Origin of the sequence: Fodinibacter luteus, from assembly GCF_039541575.1 — a bacterium.
Classification (GTDB): Bacteria; Actinomycetota; Actinomycetes; order Actinomycetales; family Dermatophilaceae; genus Fodinibacter; species Fodinibacter luteus.
Genome location: NZ_BAABGM010000010.1, coordinates 95574 through 115707, shown reverse-complemented (window position 1 = coordinate 115707; position 20134 = coordinate 95574). Strand labels below are relative to the sequence as shown.

At 75.9% G+C, this 20134-nt stretch carries 19 protein-coding genes; 9 read left to right on the top strand and 10 right to left on the bottom strand.

All coding sequences use genetic code 11. The features are described 5' to 3' along the window. Window positions 1-21: 21 nt before the first annotated feature. A complete protein-coding gene (locus ABD899_RS07640; protein WP_345204246.1) occupies window positions 22-891 on the top strand; it encodes a PfkB family carbohydrate kinase in 870 nt (289 codons plus the stop codon). A gap of 74 nt (window positions 892-965) precedes the next feature. Next, complete coding sequence (locus ABD899_RS07635) at window positions 966-2486, top strand: glycosyltransferase family protein (RefSeq protein ID WP_345204244.1); 1521 nt, start codon at window positions 966-968, stop codon at window positions 2484-2486. Here ABD899_RS07635 and ABD899_RS07630 read toward each other — a convergent pair. Beyond that, window positions 2464-3087 carry an alpha-ketoglutarate-dependent dioxygenase AlkB gene (locus ABD899_RS07630; RefSeq protein ID WP_345204242.1) on the bottom strand — a complete coding sequence of 208 codons (624 nt, stop codon included), beginning with the start codon at window positions 3085-3087 and terminating at the stop codon, window positions 2464-2466. The two genes, ABD899_RS07635 and ABD899_RS07630, sit on opposite strands and share 23 nt — an antisense overlap. Window positions 3088-3170: 83 nt before the next feature. Here ABD899_RS07630 and recO point away from each other — a divergent pair, with 83 nt between their 5' ends. Next, the gene (gene recO / locus ABD899_RS07625; protein ID WP_345204239.1) at window positions 3171-3896 is read left to right on the top strand and encodes a DNA repair protein RecO; all 726 of its coding nucleotides are present in this window, start codon (window positions 3171-3173) and stop codon (window positions 3894-3896) included. Then, window positions 3893-4690 (top strand): isoprenyl transferase, encoded by a 798-nt coding sequence (locus tag ABD899_RS07620; RefSeq protein ID WP_345204237.1) that lies wholly within the window; start codon window positions 3893-3895, stop codon window positions 4688-4690. The genes recO and ABD899_RS07620 overlap by 4 nt, the downstream gene beginning before the upstream one ends. Before the next feature lie 6 nt (window positions 4691-4696). Here the strand turns inward: ABD899_RS07620 and ABD899_RS07615 are convergent, their stop codons facing one another. The 6 genes from ABD899_RS07615 to ABD899_RS07590 are packed head-to-tail and all read right to left on the bottom strand — an operon-like array spanning window position 4697 to window position 8773. Continuing rightward, entirely contained in the window at window positions 4697-5236 is a 540-nt protein-coding gene (locus tag ABD899_RS07615; RefSeq protein ID WP_345204234.1) for a glycine cleavage system transcriptional repressor, read from the bottom strand. Between the two features lie 30 nt (window positions 5237-5266). Next, the gene (locus tag ABD899_RS07610; RefSeq protein WP_345204232.1) at window positions 5267-5680 is read right to left on the bottom strand and encodes a Fur family transcriptional regulator; all 414 of its coding nucleotides are present in this window, start codon (window positions 5678-5680) and stop codon (window positions 5267-5269) included. Next, a complete protein-coding gene (locus tag ABD899_RS07605; RefSeq protein WP_345204229.1) occupies window positions 5677-6663 on the bottom strand; it encodes a metal ABC transporter permease in 987 nt (328 codons plus the stop codon). Before ABD899_RS07605 ends, ABD899_RS07610 begins: the two co-directional genes overlap by 4 nt. Then, window positions 6660-7478, bottom strand: coding sequence for a metal ABC transporter ATP-binding protein (locus ABD899_RS07600; protein ID WP_345204227.1), 819 nt, complete (start codon window positions 7476-7478; stop codon window positions 6660-6662). Before ABD899_RS07600 ends, ABD899_RS07605 begins: the two co-directional genes overlap by 4 nt. Then, window positions 7475-8362, bottom strand: coding sequence for a metal ABC transporter substrate-binding protein (locus ABD899_RS07595; protein WP_345204224.1), 888 nt, complete (start codon window positions 8360-8362; stop codon window positions 7475-7477). The genes ABD899_RS07600 and ABD899_RS07595 overlap by 4 nt, the downstream gene beginning before the upstream one ends. Before the next feature lie 42 nt (window positions 8363-8404). Beyond that, a complete protein-coding gene (locus ABD899_RS07590) occupies window positions 8405-8773 on the bottom strand; it encodes a DUF6703 family protein (protein ID WP_345204222.1) in 369 nt (122 codons plus the stop codon). On the opposite strand from ABD899_RS07590, the gene ABD899_RS07585 reads away from it, so the two are divergent. After that, window positions 8772-10178, top strand: coding sequence for a glycine--tRNA ligase (locus tag ABD899_RS07585; RefSeq protein WP_345204220.1), 1407 nt, complete (start codon window positions 8772-8774; stop codon window positions 10176-10178). The genes ABD899_RS07590 and ABD899_RS07585 overlap by 2 nt on opposite strands. A 3-nt stretch (window positions 10179-10181) precedes the next feature. On the opposite strand, the gene ABD899_RS07580 is transcribed toward ABD899_RS07585, so the two are convergent. Next, the gene (locus tag ABD899_RS07580) at window positions 10182-12440 is read right to left on the bottom strand and encodes a hypothetical protein (protein WP_345204218.1); all 2259 of its coding nucleotides are present in this window, start codon (window positions 12438-12440) and stop codon (window positions 10182-10184) included. Between the two features lie 88 nt (window positions 12441-12528). Between ABD899_RS07580 and ABD899_RS07575 the strand changes: the two genes are divergently transcribed. Together ABD899_RS07575 and ABD899_RS07570 are read left to right on the top strand one after the other, a co-directional pair. Beyond that, window positions 12529-14334, top strand: a complete 1806-nt coding sequence (locus tag ABD899_RS07575; RefSeq protein WP_345204215.1) for a sigma factor-like helix-turn-helix DNA-binding protein — start codon at window positions 12529-12531, stop codon at window positions 14332-14334. A gap of 90 nt (window positions 14335-14424) precedes the next feature. Then, a complete protein-coding gene (locus tag ABD899_RS07570; protein ID WP_345204213.1) occupies window positions 14425-16293 on the top strand; it encodes a sigma-70 family RNA polymerase sigma factor in 1869 nt (622 codons plus the stop codon). Between the two features lie 21 nt (window positions 16294-16314). Here the strand turns inward: ABD899_RS07570 and ABD899_RS07565 are convergent, their stop codons facing one another. Then, window positions 16315-17145, bottom strand: a complete 831-nt coding sequence (locus ABD899_RS07565; RefSeq protein ID WP_345204211.1) for a sulfurtransferase — start codon at window positions 17143-17145, stop codon at window positions 16315-16317. 49 nt (window positions 17146-17194) lie between these two features. On the opposite strand from ABD899_RS07565, the gene ABD899_RS07560 reads away from it, so the two are divergent. Further along, window positions 17195-17932 (top strand): alpha/beta fold hydrolase, encoded by a 738-nt coding sequence (locus ABD899_RS07560; RefSeq protein WP_345204210.1) that lies wholly within the window; start codon window positions 17195-17197, stop codon window positions 17930-17932. Here the strand turns inward: ABD899_RS07560 and ABD899_RS07555 are convergent. Further along, window positions 17904-18719, bottom strand: coding sequence for an MBL fold metallo-hydrolase (locus tag ABD899_RS07555; protein ID WP_345204209.1), 816 nt, complete (start codon window positions 18717-18719; stop codon window positions 17904-17906). The genes ABD899_RS07560 and ABD899_RS07555 overlap by 29 nt on opposite strands. 35 nt (window positions 18720-18754) lie before the next feature. On the opposite strand from ABD899_RS07555, the gene dusB reads away from it, so the two are divergent. Beyond that, window positions 18755-19996 carry a tRNA dihydrouridine synthase DusB gene (gene dusB, locus ABD899_RS07550; RefSeq protein ID WP_345204207.1) on the top strand — a complete coding sequence of 414 codons (1242 nt, stop codon included), beginning with the start codon at window positions 18755-18757 and terminating at the stop codon, window positions 19994-19996. Window positions 19997-20134 lie beyond the last annotated feature (138 nt).

The window sequence follows — 20134 nt, the reverse complement described above, 5'->3', positions numbered from 1 at the left end:
CCGGCGCCACCCGGCCCCGACATGGCGACCCCTCCCCGCGTGCTCGCCTGCGGGCTCGCGACGGTCGACGTCGTCCAGGCCGTCGAGCGGATGCCGGGCGCGAACGAGAAGGTCGTCGCGCTCGGCACCCGCGTCGAGGCGGGTGGTCCTGCCCTCAACGCCGCCGTGACCGCCGCCCTGCTGGGGATGCCGTGCCGCCTCGTCACCGGGGTGGGCGCGTCGCCCCTGGGGGCGGTGGTCCGCCACGACTGCGCCGAGCACGGCGTGGAGCTCGTCGACGTCGCCGGTCAGGGGTTCGAGCTGCCGGTGTCGACCGTGCTCGTCACCGCCTCGAGCGGTGAGCGCGCGGTGGCCTCGCGCAACGCCGCGGGGGCGAGCGGGTGGGCGTTGCCGGCGCGAGGCGACCTGGAGGAGCTGCTCGGCGGCGTGAGCGCGGTGCTCGTCGACGGGCACCACCTGCCCGTCGCCCGTGTCGTCGCCGCGGCGGCGCGCGAGCACGGCATCCCCGTCGTCGCCGACGCGGGGTCGTGGAAGCCTGGGCTGGACGGCCTGCTCGGCGACGTCGACGTCCTCGTCGCCTCGGCGGACCTGCGCCCCCCGTCAGGCGGGGGCCTCGACGAGCTGCTCGCGCTCGGGCCGACGTGGGTGGCGCGGAGCGCGGGTGCCGACCCGGTGCGGTGGCTCGCCGCCGACGGCTCCTCGGGAACGGTCGACGTGCCGGTCGTCGACGTCGTCGACACCCTCGGCGCGGGTGACGTCCTCCACGGGGCGTTGCTCGCGGAGGTGGGCCGGCACGGCATGCGCGACCTCCCTGTGGCGCTGGCCCGGGCGGTCGGGGTCGCCGCGCGCTCGGTCACCGTCGCCGGGGTCCGCGGCTGGGCGACGGCCTGACCCGTTCGGGTCTCTCGATGACGACCCGGGCGCCCGCTGCGCGACGCCGCGACCCCGTTCGCTACCTTCGGCACGTGGAAGCACGGGTGGGGCGCGTCGTCGTGGCGCTCATGGGCGTGCTGCTCGTGGCCGTCGGCTCGGTCGCGGTCGTCGCGCCCGTGCCGGTCTTCACGACCTACCGGCAGCCGGTCGTCGTGCTCGTCGCCGTGCTGTTCGTCGTCGTCGCGCTCGCCTGGCGGCCGCCGGCCCTGCTGCGACGGGCGGTGGCCTCGCGGTGGACCGCACCGGCCGTGGCCGTCGCCGGGGGGTGGGTCGCCGTCGTCGTCGCAACGTCGCTGCGGTTCCCGTGGTCGTGGGACCTCGGCGCCGTCCACCAGATCGCGCGCGTGCTGTACGCCGGGGAGCCGCTCAGCCCGTGGCGCGTGGGCTACCTCTCGCGCTACCCCAACATCCACCTCCTCGTCGACCTGCACCGCTCGACCCTGTGGGTCGAGGAGCGCACGGGCTGGGCGGCCGACACCGTCCTCGTCGTGCTCGTCGCACTCGCGGCCGGGGCGGGCACCTGGCTCGTCCACCCCCTCGTGGCCCCGGTGGCCGGCCGGGTGCGAGCGGTCGCCGCTCAGCTCGTCGTGCTCGCCCTCGTCGCCACGTCCCCCTGGGTGGCCGTGCCGTACACCGATGTCCTCGCCCTGCCCCTCGTCACGGCAGCAGTCCTCCTCGTGCTGAGGGCCTCCCGGCGGCGCGACCCGCTGGCCGTCGTCCAGCTGCTCGCGTCCGCGGCCCTCGCCGCGCTCGCGATCGCCCTCAAGACGACCCCGCTCGTCCTGCTCGTCGCCGTCGCCGTCGTCGGGCTCCTCGCGGCGGTCGACGCGCGCGCCTCGCGCCGGGAGGTCCTCGCCGTCGTGGGGGGCACCCTCACCTGGCTCGTGGTGACGCTCGGCCTCGTGCTCGCCCTGACGGGCGCCGCGACCCGGGCGGTCGGGGACGTGGGGCTGCGTGAGGGCGCGTCACCGCCGCCCCTGTGGTGGGTCGCGAACGGCATGACGCCGGTCGCGAGCCCGGGCCACCCCACGCGCTACGGGGGCTACAACGGGGTCATGCTCGCGGCCGTCGCGGACCTGGACCGCGAGGCCGCCACGCGGTGGTCCGCCGAGTGGATCGAGGCGCGCTATGCAGGGGAGGGGGTCGGCGGTCTCGCGCGCTTCTACGCCACGAAGGCCGCGTGGAACTGGGGTGACGGCATGTTCTGGGCCTGGGGCGAGGGTCGCGACGCCCGACCGGAGACGCTGCGGCCCGCCGACGGGCTCGCCGGGTGGGTGCGCGACGTCGACGGCCCCCACGGCCGGTGGTACCCGGTGCGCAGCGACCTCGCGCAGGGCCTGTGGATCGCCGTCGTCGTCCTGGCCGGGATGGGGGCGCTGGGAACCCGGTCGCCGCCCCGCGAGGTCGTGCTCCTCCCCCTCACGCTGCTCGGTGTCGCCGCCTTCACGCTCCTGTCCCAGGGCCGGTCGCGGTACCTGCTGACCTTCGTGCCACTCGTCGTCGCGCTCGCCGCGATGGTGGCGCCGCGGGTCACCGGACGCCGGCGACCCTGAACTGCACCGAGATCCGCGGCCCGACCGGCCGGGCGGTCTTCGGCACGCAGTGGTCCCACGTGCGCTGGCAGGACCCGCCCATGACGACGAGGTCGCCGTGGCCGGCCGGCACCCGCACCGAGCTCCCCCCGCCGCGCGGGCGGAGCACGAGGTCGCGCGGCGCCCCGACCGACAGGATGGCCACCATGGTGTCCTGCTCCCGTGACCGCCCGATGCGGTCGCCGTGCCAGGCCACCGAGTCGCGCCCGTCGCGGTAGAGGCACAGCCCGGCGGTGACGAAGGGCTCGCCGAGCTCTCGGGCGTAGTGGCGCGAGAGTGCGACGCGGCACTCGTCGAGGGCGGGGTGGGGCAGGGGCTGCCCCTCACCGTAGAAGCAGAGCAGGCGGGGGACGTCGACGACCGCGTCGTACATCTGGCGCCGCTCGGCGTGCCACGGAACGTCGCGGCGCAGGGCGGCGTACAGGCCGTGTGCGCCTCCGACCCACCCCGTGAGGGTGTCGACCCAGGCCCCGTGCGAGAGGTGCCGGCGGGACGTGCCGTCGAGCCGGCCGACGACGACGTCGTCGGCGAGGTCGAGCAGCGAGCCCTGCAGCGCGGTCATGCGCCGATCCTAGGTGCGAATCGAACAGGAGTCCAGCACTGCGGCATCCCGCCGATCCGGACATGAGGCCCGACAATGGTGCGGTGCCCCTCTACCGCGACGAGGCGATCGTCCTGCGCACCCAGAAGCTGGGTGAGGCCGACCGCATCGTCACCCTCCTCACCCGGCGCCTCGGCAAGGTGCGTGTCGTCGGCAAGGGCGTGCGGCGCACGACGTCGCGCTTCGGCTCGCGGCTCGAACCGGCCATGCACGTCGACCTCCAGTGCTACGAGGGGCGCAGCCTCGACACGGTGACCCAGGTCGAGACGCTCGACCCGTGGGGCGACGCCATCGCGCGGGACTACCCGTCGTGGACCGCCGCGACCGCAATGCTCGAGACGTGCGACCGGCTCACCGAGGAGCGCGAGCCGGCCCTCCAGCAGTACCTCCTGCTCGGCGGGGCGGTGCGCTCGCTCGCCGGCCGGGAGCACGACCCCACCCTCGTGCTCGACGCCTACCTGCTGCGCGCGCTGGCCGTCGCCGGCTGGGCCCCGAGCTTCCACGACTGCGCCAAGTGCGGGGCGCCCGGGCCGCACCGCGGCTTCCACGTCGTCGCCGGCGGTGCGGTCTGCCCCGGTTGCCGACCGCCGGGGTCGGCGGCGCCCGCCCCCGAGACGCTGCTCCTCCTGGCCGCCCTGCTCGCCGGCGACTGGGCCGTCGCCGACGCCTCCGACCCGCGGCACCGGCGCGAGGGCAGCGGCCTGACCGCCGCCTTCCTCCAGTGGCACCTCGAACGCGGCATCCGCAGCCTCCGTATGGTGGAGCGGTGAGCGCGCCGAGCCCGTACCCGCCGCCGTTTCCACACCCGAGCGGGGCCCGGCCGCCCGTCATCCCCGCCGACCGGATGCCGCGCCACGTCGCCGTCGTCATGGACGGCAACGGCCGTTGGGCCAACCAGCGCGGGCTGCCGCGCACGAAGGGTCACGAGGAGGGGGAGGCGGCCCTGCTCGACGTCGTCGCGGGCGCCATCGAGGTCGGCGTGACGCACCTGTCGGCGTACGCCTTCTCGACGGAGAACTGGAAGCGCAGCCCCGACGAGGTGCGCTTCCTCATGGGGTTCAACCGGGACGTCATCCGCCGCCGCCGCGACGAGCTGCACGGCTGGGGCGTGCGGATGCGGTGGGTCGGCCGTCGCCCACGGCTGTGGGGCTCGGTCATCAAGGAGCTCGAGGTCGCCCAGGAGCTGACCCGCCACAACACCGGGCTCACCCTGTACTTCTGCGTCAACTACGGCGGCCGGGCCGAGATCGGGGATGCCGTGCAGCGGCTCGCCGAGGACGTCGCCCGCGGGCGCCTCAGGCCCCGGTCGGTCGACGAGGACACCGTCGCGCGGTACCTGCCCGAGCCGGACATGCCCGACGTCGACCTGTTCGTGCGCTCGAGCGGAGAGCAGCGCACGAGCAACTTCCTGCTCTGGCAGAGCGCCTACGCCGAGATGGTCTTCCAGGACCGGCTCTGGCCCGACTACGACCGGCGCGACCTGTGGGCCGCGATCCAGACCTACGTCGACCGGGAGCGCCGCTACGGCGGCGCCGTCGACACACCGACGGCGCCCCCGGCCTGAGGTCCGCTACCCGTCGCGCGAGCCGCCGTCGGCCCCGTCGGCGAGCTCGATGTCGACCATGAGCTCGTCGGCGAGGGACTCCAGGGCCGCCCGCAGCGCTGACCCGTCGGCGTCGGCGGGTGCCGCGAGCACCGCGTGCGCCTCGAAGAGCATGCCGCCGGCCATCGGGGCCTCCGTCACCGACGTGGCGAGCTCCTCGATGCTGATCCGGCGCTCCGAGAGCAGCGCGGAGATCTCGGCGACGATGCCCGGCCGGTCGGCGCCGACGAGCTCGAGGCTGAGCCGCTGCGCCGCGGGCTGCTCCGACGCGCCGGCCCGCGCGACCGTCACGTCGAGCCCCTCGGCGCCCAGGCCCCGGAGGTCGGCGACGAGGTCGTCGACCTCGGGTGCGGGGACGACGACCTCGATGATCCCCGCGAACTTGCCGGCCAGCCGGAGCAGCTGGCTGCGCTCCCACAACGCCCCCCGTGCGGTGAGGCGCGAGGACAGCGCCGAGACCAGGCCGGGACGGTCGTCGCCGATGACGGTCAGCACGAGTGTCTCCATGGGCCAGAGCCTACGGCCGCGCGACGAGGCTCACCTGTCGCGTGCCGAGCAGGCCGGGCACAGGCCGTCCATCTCGACGGTGTGCCGGACCTCGGTGAACCCGTGGGCCGCGGCGACGGCCTCGGCCCAGCGCTCGACGGCATCCCCCGTGACCTCGACGGCGACCCCGCAGGAGCGGCACACCACGTGATGGTGGTGCTCGGTCGAGCACGACCGGTAGACGGCCTCGCCGTCGGGGGCGCGGATGACGTCGACCTCGCCGTCGAGGGCCATGGCCTGCAGGTTGCGGTAGACGGTGGCGAGCCCGACCTTGGTGCCCGAGCCGGCCAGGGCGGCGTGGATCTCCTGCGCCGAGCGGAACTCGCCGGACCCGACGAGGGCCTGCGCGATCGCCGCCCGTTGCCGGGTCGGTCGCCGCTCCGTGGACCGGTCCTGCTCGGTCATCGCGTCTCCACTCCCGCGTGCGTGCCGTGCTCGTCGTAGTGCCCCTCGTGCGCGGCGTGACGGTGCCCGTCGTGGAGGTAGTCGACGTGGTCGTCGTGGTCGACGGCGGGGTGGCCGCACCCGGGTCCGTGCTCGTGGTCGTGCCGTTCGGCCCGCGCATGGGCGGCGCGCCGGGCGCGGGCCAGCAGCGCCGTGACCGTGCTCGCGGCGAGGAAGGCGCCGACGGCGAGGAGGACGATCGTGCCACCCGACGGCGTCTCCGCGGCGTACGACACGAGCACACCCCCGACGCTGCACGTGACGCCGATGGCGACGGCCCACCACAGCCCCGCCCGGAAGCTGCGCGCGAACAGCTGGGAGGTCGCGTTGGGCAGGATCATGAGCGCGCTGATGAGCAGCAGGCCGACGACCCGCATCGAGACGACGACGGTGACCGCGGTGAGCACGGCGAGCACGATGTTGTAGCGCAGGACCGGGATGCCGACGGCGCGCGCGTACTCCTCATCGTTGGCGACGGCGAAGAACCGGTGTCGCAGGAGGAGCGTCGTCGCGAGGACGACGGCGGCGAGCACGGCGAACACGACGATGTCGGTGCGGTCGGTCGTGAGGATCGCGCCGAAGAGGTAGGCCGTGAGGTTGGCGGGGGTGCCGGCGCTCGACCGGGCGATGAGCACCACGCCGAGGGCGATGCCGCCGTAGAACATGACGGCGAGTGCGGTGTCGCCGCTCGTGCGACCCGAGGCGCGGATGAGCTCGATCGCGACCGCCGCGGCGACCGCCGCCACGAGCGCGGTGAGCACCGGGGCCTGCCCCGTCAGCACGCCGACCGCGACCCCGGCGAGGGCCACGTGCCCCATGCCGTCGCCGATGAGGGACATCCGGCGCTGGACGAGGAAGACGCCGACGAGGGGGGCCGCGAACCCGGCGAGCAGCGCCGCGAGGAGGGCCTGGCGCATGAAGTCCAGGGCGAGGATCTCGCTCACGGCACGACCTCCCGCGGCGTGGGGTCGAGCGGCGCCGCACCGATGACGTGCCCATGGCGCGGGGAGTCCTCGTGGGCGTGGTGGTGGCCCGAGCCGACGGCGTGCCGCACGAGGTGCTCGGCGTACGCCGCGGGGCTGCCGTCGAAGTCGACGTGGCCGGTGTCGAGGCAGACGATCCGGGTGACGAGACCCTCGAGGGCCTCGAGCTCGTGGGTCACGACGACCATCGAGGTGCCGCGGTCGGCGAGCCGGCGGAGCACGACCGCGAGGGCCTCCTGGCTCGTGCGGTCGACCCCCGCGGTCGGCTCGTCCATGACGAGCATCTCCGGGCGCCCGGCGAGCGCCCGGGCGATGAGCACCCGGCGCTGCTGCCCCCCGGACAGGGACGCGACCTCCTCGTGGGCGCGGTCTCCGAGCCCCACGTCGGCGACGGCCTCGCGGACGATGGCGTGGTCCTCGCGCGACGACGGTCGCCACCAGGGGCGGTGGGGGAGGCGACCGACCTCGACGATCTCGGTGACGGTCGCGCGCACCGACGCCGAGAGCGAGTGGCGCTGCGGGACGTAGCCGATCCGGGTGTGCTCGTCGAAGCGGTCGAGGGGGGTGCCGAACAGCTCGACCTCACCCGCGTGCCGGTCAGCGAGGCCGAGGATGCCGCGCACGAGGGTGGACTTGCCCGACCCGTTGGGGCCGAGGAGCGCGACGACCTCGCCGGCGCTCACGTCGAGGTCGACCCCGGACACGACGGGGCGGTCGGCGTACCCGAAGGCCGCCGACCGCAGCCGGACGAGCGGGGACGTCGACGGTGTCGTCACGAGCAGGACTGACCCTCGCGCAGGGTGCGCAGGTTGGCGCGCATGACCTCAAGGTAGTCCGCACCCGCCGAGGCGTCCGTGATCCCTTCGAGGGGGTCGAGGACGGCGACCTTCGCACCCGTCTCGCGGGCGATCGTCTCGGCGAGCGCGGGGGGGACGAGCGTCTCGGCGTAGACCGTGGTCACCCCGGCCTCGCGGACGTGCTCGGTGAGCTCGCGCAGGGTCGCGGCGTCGGGCTCGGCGTCGGGGGAGATGCCGGCGATGCCCTCCTGCCCGAGCCCGTAGCGCTGTGCGAGGTACCCGAAGGCCGCGTGGCCGGTGACGAGCTCGGTGCTCTCGCACGACGCCAGGCCGGTGCGGTACTCCTCGTCGAGGGCGGTGAGGTCGGTGACGAGCGCGGCGGCGTTCGCGCGGTACGCTGCCGCGTCGTCGGGGTCGCGCTCGGCGAAGGCCTCGCCGAGCGAGGTCGCGACCGCGGCCATCCGGGTCGGGTCGAGCCAGAAGTGCGGGTCGGTGGTCCCGCCGGGCCCGGGGGTGAGCTCCGCGGCGTCGGTGACGTCGACGGCCGCCTCGCCCGCCTGCGACGCCACCGCCTCGTCGACGGCGGGCTGGAAACCCGCGAGGAGGACGACGGCCCTGGCCTGCGACAGCCCGGCGACGGCCTTCGGCGTCAGCTCGAGGTCGTGGGGCTCGGTGCCCGGCTTGGTGAGCGTCGAGACCTCGACGAGGTCGCCACCGACCCGCTCGGAGAGGAAGGCGAGCGGGTAGAACGCGGCGGTGACCGGCATCCTGCCGTCCGCCGCGTCGGAGCCGGCGCCCACGTCACCGGCTCCGCACCCGCCGAGGAGCAGGGCGCACGCGAGGAGGGCGAGGGCCGGCTTCATGACAACCATTCTCATTCGCATTGAGAATGGTTGTCAAATGCGTCAGCCGCGGGGGACCGCCTGGGTGATGGCGATGGCGGCGAGCATGACGACGACGGCGACCCGCATGAGTCGCTCGGCCACCGAGAGCCGGGGCCAGGCGAGCAGGGCGATCCACGCGAGGAGCAGCACGGCGACGGCGATGAGCACCCAGCCCCAGCCGGGGACGAGGAGGCCGGCGACGACGAGAGCGAGGACGAACAGGAAGGGCACGACGCGGGGCAGGCCGCTCAGCCAGGTCAGGGCCGGCAGGCTGGCGCGCTCGAAGGACTCACGGAGGCTGGACACGGTGGACCAGCCTACGGGCTGGCCCGGCTGGCCCGGCTGACCGGTTCGGTCGGAGGGTCGGGCCCCGGCTAGCCTTGCGCGCATGGCCGCCCCCACCTCCGTCGTCGACACCGTCGTCTCCCTCTGCAAGCGTCGCGGGTTCGTCTTCCCGTGCGGTGAGATCTACGGCGGCACGAGGTCGGCCTGGGACTACGGCCCGCTCGGGGTCGAGCTCAAGGAGAACATCAAGCGCCAGTGGTGGCGCTCGATGGTCACCGCGCGCGAGGACGTCGTGGGCCTGGACTCCTCGATCATCCTGCCCCGGCAGACCTGGGTCGCCTCCGGCCACGTCGGCGAGTTCACCGACCCGCTCACCGAGTGCCACAGCTGCCACAAGCGCTTCCGCGTCGACCACATGCAGGAGGCGGTGGCCGACAAGGAGGCGAGGAAGGGCCGGGACGTCGACCCCGACGCGATCCCCCTCGCCGAGATCGCCTGCCCGAACTGCGGCACCCGCGGCCAGTGGACCGAGCCGCGCGAGTTCAACATGATGCTCAAGACGCACCTCGGCGTCATCGAGGACGAGTCCGGCCTGCACTACCTGCGGCCCGAGACCGCGCAGGGCATCTTCATCAACTTCCTCAACGTCATGCAGGCCTCGCGCCGGAAGCCGCCGTTCGGCATCGCCCAGACCGGCAAGAGCTTCCGCAACGAGATCACGCCGGGCAACTTCATCTTCCGCACCCGCGAGTTCGAGCAGATGGAGATGGAGTTCTTCGTCGAGCCGGGCGAGGACGAGCAGTGGCACCAGTACTGGATCGACGAGCGCACCCGCTGGTACACCGACCTCGGCATCCGGCCCGAGAACCTGCGGCACTACGAGCACCCGCAGGAGAAGCTCTCGCACTACTCCAAGCGCACCGTCGACATCGAGTACCGGTTCCACTTCGCCGGCAGCGAGTGGGGTGAGCTCGAGGGCATCGCGAACCGCACCGACTTCGACCTCGGCACGCACTCGCAGCACTCCGGCACCGACCTCGTCTACTTCGACCAGACGAGCGGCGAGAAGTACACCCCCTACGTCATCGAGCCGGCGGCCGGCCTGTCGCGCAGCCTCATGACCTTCCTCGTCGACGCCTACACCGAGGACGAGGCGCCCAACACCAAGGGCGGGGTCGACAAGCGCGTCGTGCTGCGCCTGGACCCCCGCCTCGCGCCGGTCAAGGCGGCGGTGCTGCCGCTCTCCCGCAACGCCGACCTGTCGCCGAAGGCCCGCGACCTCGCCACGACGCTGCGTCGCAGCTGGAACGTCGACTTCGACGACGCCGGCGCGATCGGCCGTCGGTACCGCCGCCAGGACGAGATCGGCACGCCGTTCTGCATCACCGTCGACTTCGACACCCTGCAGGACCAGGCCGTGACCATCCGCGAGCGCGACTCGATGGCCCAGGAGCGCGTCGCGCTCGACCGGGTCGAGGGGTGGCTCGCAGAGCGCCTCGTCGGCGCCTGACCCTCAGGCGTCGGGCCCCCACCTGGCCCACGCCTCCTCGGCCTCGACGGTGCGACCGGCCCGGTCGAGGGCCCGCGCGAGGACGCCCGCGGCCTCGGCCCGCGGGTCGGCGAGACCGGCGGCGTGCAGCTCGGCGACCACTGCGCGCAGGTCCGGCTCCACCTCGTCGAGCCGGTCGGCGTCCGCGAGCACCATCGCGGCCTCCGCCCGCAGCACGATCTCGAGGTCGCCGCCGACGAGGGCCCGGGCTCGCCCGAGCCGCGCCACGGCCTCGTCGACCCGTCCGCCGTCGGCGAGCAGGTGCGCCCCCTGGCGCAGGACGTCCGGTTCGAGGACCTCGGGGTCGAAGGCCTCGTCGGGCACCGAGCCGAGCCGGGCGGCCAGGCGCTCGCCCGACGCCACGGCGTCGTCGAGGGCACGAAGGCCCCCGTCGACGTCGCCCCCCTCGGCGCGCAGCGCGGCCCGGGACCGCAGCGCGTCGACGTGGAGCGCGACAGCCCCGCAGTCGTGCGCCCGCGTCGCGGCCACGTCGAAGTGCCCGGCAGCGGCGACGGCGTCGTCGGACTCCCACGCGGTCGCTGCCGCCCGCCAGTGCGCGTGGGCCGCCTCGAGGAGGCGCCCGTCGGCGTCGAAGGCCTCCGCAGCGGCCGAGAACGCCCCGGTGGCCCGCTCCCACCGGCCCAGCGTCGCGAGCGCGTTGCCCAGGGCCCACGCGACCGGCCCGACGAGTCCGGGCCCGTGCTCGCGCAGTACCGGCAGCGCGGCCTCGAGCAGCTCGGCGGCCTCAGCGGGCCGGCCGGTCTCGACGTACGCGAGGCCGAGGAAGCGCTGCCCGTAGGCGAGCAGCACGGGGTCGTGGTCGCGGGTCGCGGCGGCCACGAGGTCGGCGGCCGGCCCCTCGAGCTCGTCCCAGGCGCCCTGCTCGACGAGCACGTCGCTCAGCGCGAGGAGCGCGGCGAGCCGGACCCGGTCGGGGACGCCGCGGATCCGCAGCGCGCGCCGCAGGTGGGTCTGCGCGGCGTCGAGGTCGCCGGCGGCCCGGGCGAGCCGGGCGCGCACGTCGAGCACGGTGGCCGCCAGCTCGGGTCGCCCGTCGGTGTGCGGCTCGAGGTCGTCGAGGATGCCGGATGCCGTCACGGGGTCCGTGGGGGCGACGGCCGCCGCGCCCTCGACGAGGCAGAGCAGCCGGGGCTCGTCGAGGCCGGCCCGGCCGTAGGCCGCCGCGGCGCGGCCGATGTCGCCGGCCGCGTCCCCCGCGCCGCCGAACCACGCGAGCCGCCGCCAGAGGCCGGCGGCCTCGGCGTCCTTCCCGTTCGACTCGAGCCGCTCGGCGCACGCCCGGGCCCTCGCCCGCGCCTCGGTGGCCGCCTCGGGCCGGGTCGCCACGACGACGTCGAGCACCGCCAGCTCCCCCGCGGAGCGCACCTCGCCCGCGAGGTCCCCGGCCGCCCGGGCGGCCTCGAGGGCCGAGGTGAGCAGCTCGCGGTGCCGCCGGGGGTCCCCTGCCGCCTGGGCGCTCACCCGGTCGAGGAGCGAGACGGCGACCCACTCGTCGGTGGAGGCGACGGGCAGGAGGGCGTCCCGGTCGCGCAGCCAGGCCCCGGTGTGGGCCTCGAGGTCGCCCTGCGACGATGCGATGGCCTCCCGCAGGGCGGCCGCCCGGTCGACGACGGGGGTGGTCGCGGGCACGGCATCCGCGGGGTCGGGTCGAGGGGGTGGCGTGCTCGGCAGCCGGGTCGGGGGCAGGGTGGGCTCGGACCCGACGAGGGCCGGGTCGTGGGCCGCGGCGAGAGCCCGGGCGGCCCCGGCCGACCCGTCGTGCGCGTCGAACGACGAGGCGAGGGCGCCGGCCGTGCGCGCCAGGTCGGCGGCGACCTCCGCGGCGGCCCGGCCACCGACGGTCGCAGGGGCGAGGCCGGACGAGCCGGCCTGCTCGAGGACGTGGGCGGCGGTGGCGCAGAACCACATCCGCTCCCATGGTTCGGCGACCTCGCCGGCCCAGCCGAGCCGCGGGAGGAGGAGGTCGACGGCGCGGTCGACGTTGCCGAGGTGGAGGAGGACGCGCAGGCAGGCCGCGGCCGTCCCGGCGCTCCCGGGGTCGTCCTCGACGAGGGTCCACGCCTCGCGCAGCGAGGCGACCGCGCCGTCGACGTCGCCGCGGCCGAGCCGGTCATCGGCGTCGACGGCCAGGGCCGAGGCGTCCTCGCGGTCGGGTGACCCGCCCGCCCACATCGGGAGGGGCAGCCCACCGGCATCCGTCATGCCACGATCCAACCAAACGTGGTGCCTTTCGCCACCGGTGCGTCGTTGGGAGAGTGGAGCACGGCGCGACGAGGCGAGGAGGTGGACCGTGGCCGGGACGGATGCCGGGTGGCCGGCCGAGCTCGACTTCGTCGAGTACGTGCAGGCCCGCCAGCGCACGCTGCAGCGCGCCGCGTTCCTCGTGACCGGCGACCCGCAGCTCGCCGAGGACCTCCTGCGTGCGGCGCTCGTGAGGCTGGCGGGGCACTGGGACCAGGTGCGCGACGAGCAGCCCGACGCGTTCGTGCGCCGCGCCCTCTACCGCGACGCCATCGCCTCGTGGCGCGCCCGGCGGCCCGAGGGGGACGTGGCGGCCGCCCCGACCGACGTGGCCCGGGACGTGCCGGTGGACACGTGGGAGGCCGAGGAGGCGAGGCGACGGGCGGAGGTCCTGGACGCGCTCGACGCGCTGACGCCGCGCCAGCGGGCCGTCGTCGTGCTGCGCGCCTTCGACGAGCGCGGCGAGCGCGACGCGGCCGAGGTCCTCGGCTGGTCGGTGGCCACGGTGCGAGCCCAGGGCGACGAGGCCCTGCCCGCCCTGCGGGCGGGGATCACCGACCCGTGGCCGGCGGATGCCCCGAGCCCGTTGACGGAGGAGGTGAGGGAGCTCCTCGAGCTGGCGGCGGACGACCTCGCGGACGTCGACTTCGCCGAGCAGGCCTGGGCGCAGGCCCGGTGGCGGCACCGGTCCGTCGTGCGGCGCACCGTGCTCGGTTCCGGGCTCGTGGCGGCCGCGGCGGCCGTCGTCGCCGTCGTCGTGCGCGAGCCCCCGCCCGACCCGCTCCGTGCCCCCCCATCGGCGGCCGCGACGACGGCCGGTGCCGACGGGCGGCTGGCCTTCGTGGAGGTCGACGGGATCACCGTGTTCATGGCCCCCGACCCCCGGGCCGAGGGGCGGCTCCCGCCGTACCCGGGGGCCGACGAGCTCGCGATCCCGCGCCACCTCGGGCCCGGCGACCCGACGACCCGAGCGGTGCTCGGCGAGGGCGGGCTGGCCGGGGTCTCCGAGCCGGTGCGGGCCGTCTTCCTCGTCGGCGCCGAGGGCAGGCGGCTCAACCCCGTGCTCTACGCACCGGGCGCGGCGGTGACGCACATCCTCGTGCCCGGCATCCAGCTCCGGCTCCCGGACGGGTCGCCCCCCGCCATGGACCCCCGCGCCGTCGCCGAGGACCGGCACCGGATCGTGTTCCACCAGTCGGGACGGGTCGTCGTGCTCGACGCGCGGGACGGCTCGGTCGTCGAGGTCGAGGTGCCGGACCCGACGCTCAAGACGGCGGGCTGGGCGCGCGACGGCGTCACCGTCGTCGCGCGCGGGCGGGACGACAACTGGCTCATCGACCCGGGCCGCGGGGTCGTGCGGCACTCCGACGACCCCGTGCACGCCGACTGGGCCGACCTCGCCGACGTCGACGGGTCCCCGCTGCTGCGCACCTACTCCGGCCGGGGCGAGCTGACCGGTAGCCGCGAGCTGCGGGGACCGCCGGTCCTGCCCACCGGGCCGTCCGTGTCGAACACCGAGGGGTGGGTCGCCGTGGGCGCGTTCCTCCCGGACACCGTCCAGCGCGACGTCGAACGCACCCAGGGGCTCGTCGCGGTCCAGGGCGACCTGCGCCCCGTCCCCAGGGTCCTCGCCGCGACCCGGAGCGCGCTCGTCCCGAACGCCTGCTACCGGCCGCTCGCGTGGGGCCCGCAGGACGTCATCCTCTTCGAGGCGCGCTCGGAGCGGGCGGGGTTCCAGGGCACGGTGCGGCGCGTCCTCGCGTGGGACGTGATCGGGGCCCGGCTGTGGCGGGTCGCCGACGTCGACCGGGCGGCGTCCGGGGTCGGGGAGTTCACCGGCATGTACACGGGGTGACGCCCGGCGAGACCGCCACCACATCCTTGGTCACGGCCGGTGGGTCGGCGGGACAGTGGGAGGGGGCGCGACGAGGCGAGGAGGTGCGTGGTGACCGCGTCGGGTCCGCACAGGTCCTCCGACGCCGACTTCGAGGAGTTCGCCCAGGCGCGCGAGCGCACGCTGGTGCGGTCGGCGTTCCTCGTGTGCGGTGACGCGCACCGGGCCGAGGACCTCGTGCACGCCGCGCTCGTCACGCTCGCGCGCCACTGGGACTCGGTCCGCCACGAGCTGCCGGACGCCTTCGTGCGTCGGTCCCTGTACCGCGAGGCCCTCAGGTCGGCGCGAGACCGCGGCACCGGCACCGGCACCGGGCCGACCGGGACGGAGCCGGTCGATCCCGATCGCGCCCCGTGGGATGCCGAGGAGGTGCGACAGCGCCTCGAGAGCGCGCTGTCCGCACCGGTGTGGGAGGAGCCGGACGACGACGCCTGGCGGGCCGACGAGGCGCGGCTGCGCCGCGACGTCCAGCGGGCCCTGCGCACCCTGACCGCCCGGCAGCGCGCCGTGCTCGTCCTCCTCGCCCTCGACGCCCGCTCCGAGCCGGAGGCCGCCGAGGTCCTCGGGTGCTCGGTCGCGACCGTGGAGGCGCAGGCCGGGGAGGCGATGGCCCTGCTGCGGGCCGCGTTGACCGACCCCTGGCCGCAGGCCGCGCCGGACCCGATGACGAGCGAGATCGGGCCGCTCCTCGAGCTCGCGAGCGACGACCTGCCCGACCCCGACCTCGCCGGCGACGCCCTGGCGGAGGCCCGCACCCGGCACCGCACCGTGGTCCGTCGCACGGTGCTCGGCGTCGGCGTCGTGGCGGCGGCGGGCGTGGTCGCGAGTGTCGTGGCGCGCGATCCCACCGACCGGCGCCCGGTCCCGGTCGAGAGCACCCCGCCCGCGCTCGTGGACGGCCGGTTGCCGTCGGTCGAGGTCGACGGCGTCGCCGTCTTCCTGGCGCCCGACCCACGGTCCGAGGTCCGCCTGCCGCGGTTTCCGGGTGCCGACGGCCTCGGGCTCCCCGGCCACCTCCGGGCCGGGCACCCCGCCACGGCGCCCGTGCTGGGCGAGGGTGGCCTGCGCGGCATCCGCGGCCCGGTCCGCGCGGTGCTCTTCGCCCCCACGGCAGACGGCGCCGTCAGCCCGGTGCTGCTCTGCCCGGGTGTGCGGGGGCAGTACGTGCTCGCCCCCATGGCGGTGCTGCCGAACCTCGGCGAGGAGACCGACCTCCATCCGCGCACCATCGCCGCCGGCCGCCACCGCGTCGTCTTCCTCCGGCCGTTCGGGATCGTCGTGCTCGACGCGCGCGACGGGTCGGTCGTCGAGGTGGCGGTGCCCGACCTGGCCCTGAGGTCGGTCGGGTGGGCCGTCGACGATGTCACGGTCGTCGCCCACGGCCGGTACGAGAGCTGGGTCGTCGACACGGTCCGGGGCACGGTGCGGGGCGCCGAGGGACCGGTCCACGCGGGCTGGGCCGACCTCGCGCTCGGCGACCCGGGGGCCGTGCTGCGCACCCACTCCCGCACGGGCGCGCTCACGGGCAGCCGCGAGCTGGTCGGCCCCCCCGTCGTGCCGAACGGGCTCTCGGTCTCCGACGCCGCGGGGTGGGTGGCCGTCTTCGCCTACCTGACCGCCGGCTACCAGCGTGCCGCGGGCCGGTCCCAGGGGCTCGTCGCCGTGCCGCCGGGCACGCAGCCGGTGCCGAGCGTCCTCGCGGCGCAGCGGACCGACCTCGTCCCGGACCGGTGCTTCCGCGCCCTGGCGTGGCAGCCGGGGGGCGTGCTGCTGTTCGAGTCACGCTCCCAGCGAACCGGGTTCGAGTTCCCCATCCGACGGGTCCTCGCCTGGGACGTCGCCGGTGGGCGCCTGTGGCGCGTCGCGGAGGTCGACCGTGACTCGGGCGAGGGGGCGTTCTCCGGGTCCTTCATCCTCTGAGGGGGCCCGGGCTGCCCCTCGTCACGGCGTCGGGCCGGTGGCCACCGGACGCCCGGGGTCCTCGATCCACTCGCTCCACGACCCGATGTAGGGGATCGCGTCGATGCCGGCCGTGTGCAGGGCGAGGGCCATCTGGGCGGCGGTCACGCCCGAGCCGCACATCGTGCCGACCGGGGTGTCGCGGTGCACCCCCACCCGCGCCGCTCGCCCCCGGATGCCGTCGGGGGGAAGGAAGGTGCCGTCGGCGGCGAGCAGGTCGGCCATCGGCAGGTTGACCGATCCCGGCACGCGTCCGGCGACCCGGTCGATCGGCTCGCTGTCGCCGCGGTGACGCTCGGGGGTGCGCACGTCGAGCAGGACGCCCGAGCGGGCCATGCCGGCCGCGGACACGGCGTCGAGCACCGGCACCGAGCCGGGGCGCACGGTGATCGTGCCGGGGGCGGGGCGAGGCACCTCGGCGGTCAGCGGCAGCCCGGCCCGACGCCAGGCCGCGAGGCCGCCGTCGAGCACGCGCACGCCCGGGTGCCCGGCCCAGCGCAGCACCCACCAGGCGCGTCCGGCGCCGAGCGAGGTCCGCTGGTCGTAGACGACGACCTCGGTGTCGTCGTCGAGGCCGCACTCCCGCAGGGCGACCTCGAGGACGCCGGGGTCGGGCAGCGGATGCCGTCCGCGCACCCCGGGCGGTCCCGCGAGCGCCGCGTCGAGGTCGAGGTGGGGTGCGCCGGGGACGTGCGCGACGGCATACAGCTCGCGGCCGGGCGTGCCGGTGAGCGCGTACTGGACGTCGACGACCCGCACCGCGCCCCGCTCGAGGTCGGCGGCGAGGTCGTCGGGGGTCACGAGGGCTCGCACCCGTCCATCCAACCACCGTGGTCCGGGGCGGCTGGGGGAGGATGACGGCGTGGGAGCCCCGGTGCGCGTCGTCCTCGTCCACGGGTCGCAGCTGAGCGGTGCCCAGTGGTGGCGGTACGCCGCGCTCCTCGGCCCCGACGTCGAGCTCGCCGTGCCGGACCTGCCCGCGCACGGGTCGCGCCGCGACGAGGCGTTCACGTGGGAGCGGGCGCTCGAGGTCGTCGGTGACGCGGTGGAGGGCGGGACGCCCGGTCTGCCCGTCGTGCTCGTCGGCCACAGCCTCGGCGGGTACCTGGCGCTCGCGTGGGCCGCCGAGCACCCGCGCCGGCTCGCCGGGCTCGGGCTGCTCGGGGCCTCCGCGGTGCCCGCCGGTCCCGGGGCCGCGCTCTACCGGGCGATCGCGGGGGTGGAGCAGCGGCTCGGCGTCGACCGGATGTCCCGGGCCCTGGACCGCCAGTTCGCCGCCCTGCTGCCCGAGGAGCTCGCCCACGTCATCAAGGAGGCCGGGTACGGCTTCGACGGCATCCCGGCGGCGTGGGCCGGTGTCATGGGCCGGTGCCGGCCCGAGATGCTCGCCGACGTGACCGCTCCGGTGCTCCTCGTCAACGGCCAGCTCGACCAGCTGCGGGTCGACGTCCGGCGCTACGCCCGCGCGGCGCGGTCGGCCCGATGGGTGCGAGTCGTCACCGTGCGACACGGCCTGCACGTCTTCCCCCTGACGCACCCGCACGAGACGGCGGCCGCGCTGTGGGAGCTCGTCACGTCGGCACGCCGCCCCTCGGGGTGACCCGCACGGCGCCGCCGACGTCGGGGACGTGGAGCGTGGCGTCGCTCCACCGCGGGAGCACCTCGACGAGGCGGTGGCCGGGGTCGGTCGTCCAGCCCAGCCTCGTCGCGGGCCAGCCGGTGGGGTGCAGCGTCCCGTAGTGGATCGGCACGACGTGCCGCGCCCCGCTGCGGGCCGCGGCCTCGGCGGCCTCGGCCGGACCCATGTGCCCCGGGGACAGGCGCGGCCCCCAGCCGCCGACCGGCAGCAGCGCGAGGTCGACCGGGGCGCCGGCCAGCTCGGGGAGCAGGGTCATCTCGTCGTGGAGGGAGGTGTCGCCGGCGAACCAGACGACGACCCCGCCGCCGCGCACGAGCATCCCGGTCGTGCCGTTCGGCCGGTGCGGCATGGGGCGGGCGTCGTGGTCGGCGCGTACGAGGAGCACCTCGACTCCGGGGGCCACGGGCCGCCACTCGTCGGCCGACGCGTCGCCGACCCCGAGGTGCTGGCGGTCGACCCACGGCACGTTCGCGGGGTCGGTGAGCACGGGCACGTGCCCGAGGCGGCGCAGCGACGGCAGGTCGGCGTGGTCGTGGTGGAGGTGGCTGAGCAGGACGGCGTCGACGTCGTCGACGTGCCGGTGCACCGGGAGGTCGCCGCGCCGGCGCAGGGGGCCGAAGCGCGCTCGGAGCAGGGGGTCGGTGAGGAGGCGCACCCCCGCGACCTCGAGCAGGACGGTGGCGTGCCCGAGCCACGTGACGTGGACGCCGGCATCCTCCCGCGAGCCCCCGTCCGGCCGTCGTGCCACGGCCCCACCCTAGTCGGGGGACAATGGACGGCATCATGCCTGTCGCGTCCGCCACCACCGCCGTCCCCGAGCCCGCGGCTCCGTCCGCCGCTCCCGTCCTGCCGCCCCTGCACATCGGCCGGCACGTCGTCGAGTCGCCGGTCGTCCTCGCGCCGATGGCCGGCATCACGAACCGGGCCTTCCGCCGCCTGTGCCGGGAGTACGGCTCCGCGGGGCTCGAGGCTGGGGGCGCGTCCGGGGCGACGAGCCTGTACGTCTCGGAGATGGTCACCTCGCGGGCGCTCGTCGAGCGCACGCCGGAGACGCTGCGGCTCATCTCGCACGACCCGCAGGAGCACCCCCGCTCGGTGCAGCTGTACTCCGTCGACCCGGCGACGGCGGGCCTCGCGGCCCGGATGCTCGTCACCGAGGACCGCGCCGACCACATCGACCTCAACTTCGGGTGCCCCGTGCCCAAGGTGACCCGCAAGGGCGGGGGTGCCGCGCTGCCGTGGAAGACCGAGCTCTTCCGCGGCATCGTCGCGGCCGTCGTCCGCGAGGCGGAGCCGTATGCCGTGCCCGTCACCGTCAAGATGCGCGTCGGCATCGACGCCGAGCACGTGACCTACCTCGACGCCGGCCGGATCGCCGAGGGGGAGGGCGCCGCGGCGGTCGCGCTCCACGGCCGCACGGCGGCGCAGGCGTACTCGGGCCGGGCCGACTGGTCGGCGATCGCCCGCCTCAAGGAGAGCGTGACGACGGTGCCCGTGCTCGGCAACGGGGACATCTGGTCGGCCGAGGACGCGCTGGACATGGTGCGGCAGACCGGGTGCGACGGCGTCGTCGTCGGCCGCGGCTGCCTGGGCCGGCCCTGGCTGTTCACCGACCTCGCGGCGGCGTTCGCCGGGTCCGACGCCCGGGTGCGGCCCGGCCTGCGCGAGGTGACGGCGACCCTGCGCCGGCACGCGGTCTACCTCGTCGACTTCTACGACGGCGACGAGCTGCGGGCCTGTCGCGACATCCGCAAGCACGTCGCCTGGTACCTCAAGGGGTTTCCGGCCGGCTCGACCGTGCGCAACCAGCTCGCCCTCGTCGACAGCCTCCCGGCGCTCGACGACCTCATCGGCACGATGGCCCTCGACGCGCCCTGGCCCGGTGCGGCCGCGGAGGGGCAGCGGGGGAGGGCCGGGTCACCCCGGGTCGTGGCCCTGCCGGAGAACTGGCTGCGCTCGCGCGACCTCGACGCGGCGCAGTCGGCCCAGGTGGCCCAGGCCGAGCTCAGCGTCTCCGGGGGCTGACCGCGTCGAGCCCGGCGGCGCGGGTCCTTCGGACGACACCGGTCGTGGCGCACACCGGTCGTCGAAGCCGGGGTCATGGCACGGGTTTCGACGACCGCTGCCACATCCGGTGCGCGTCCTGTGGATGACGGCCGAGCC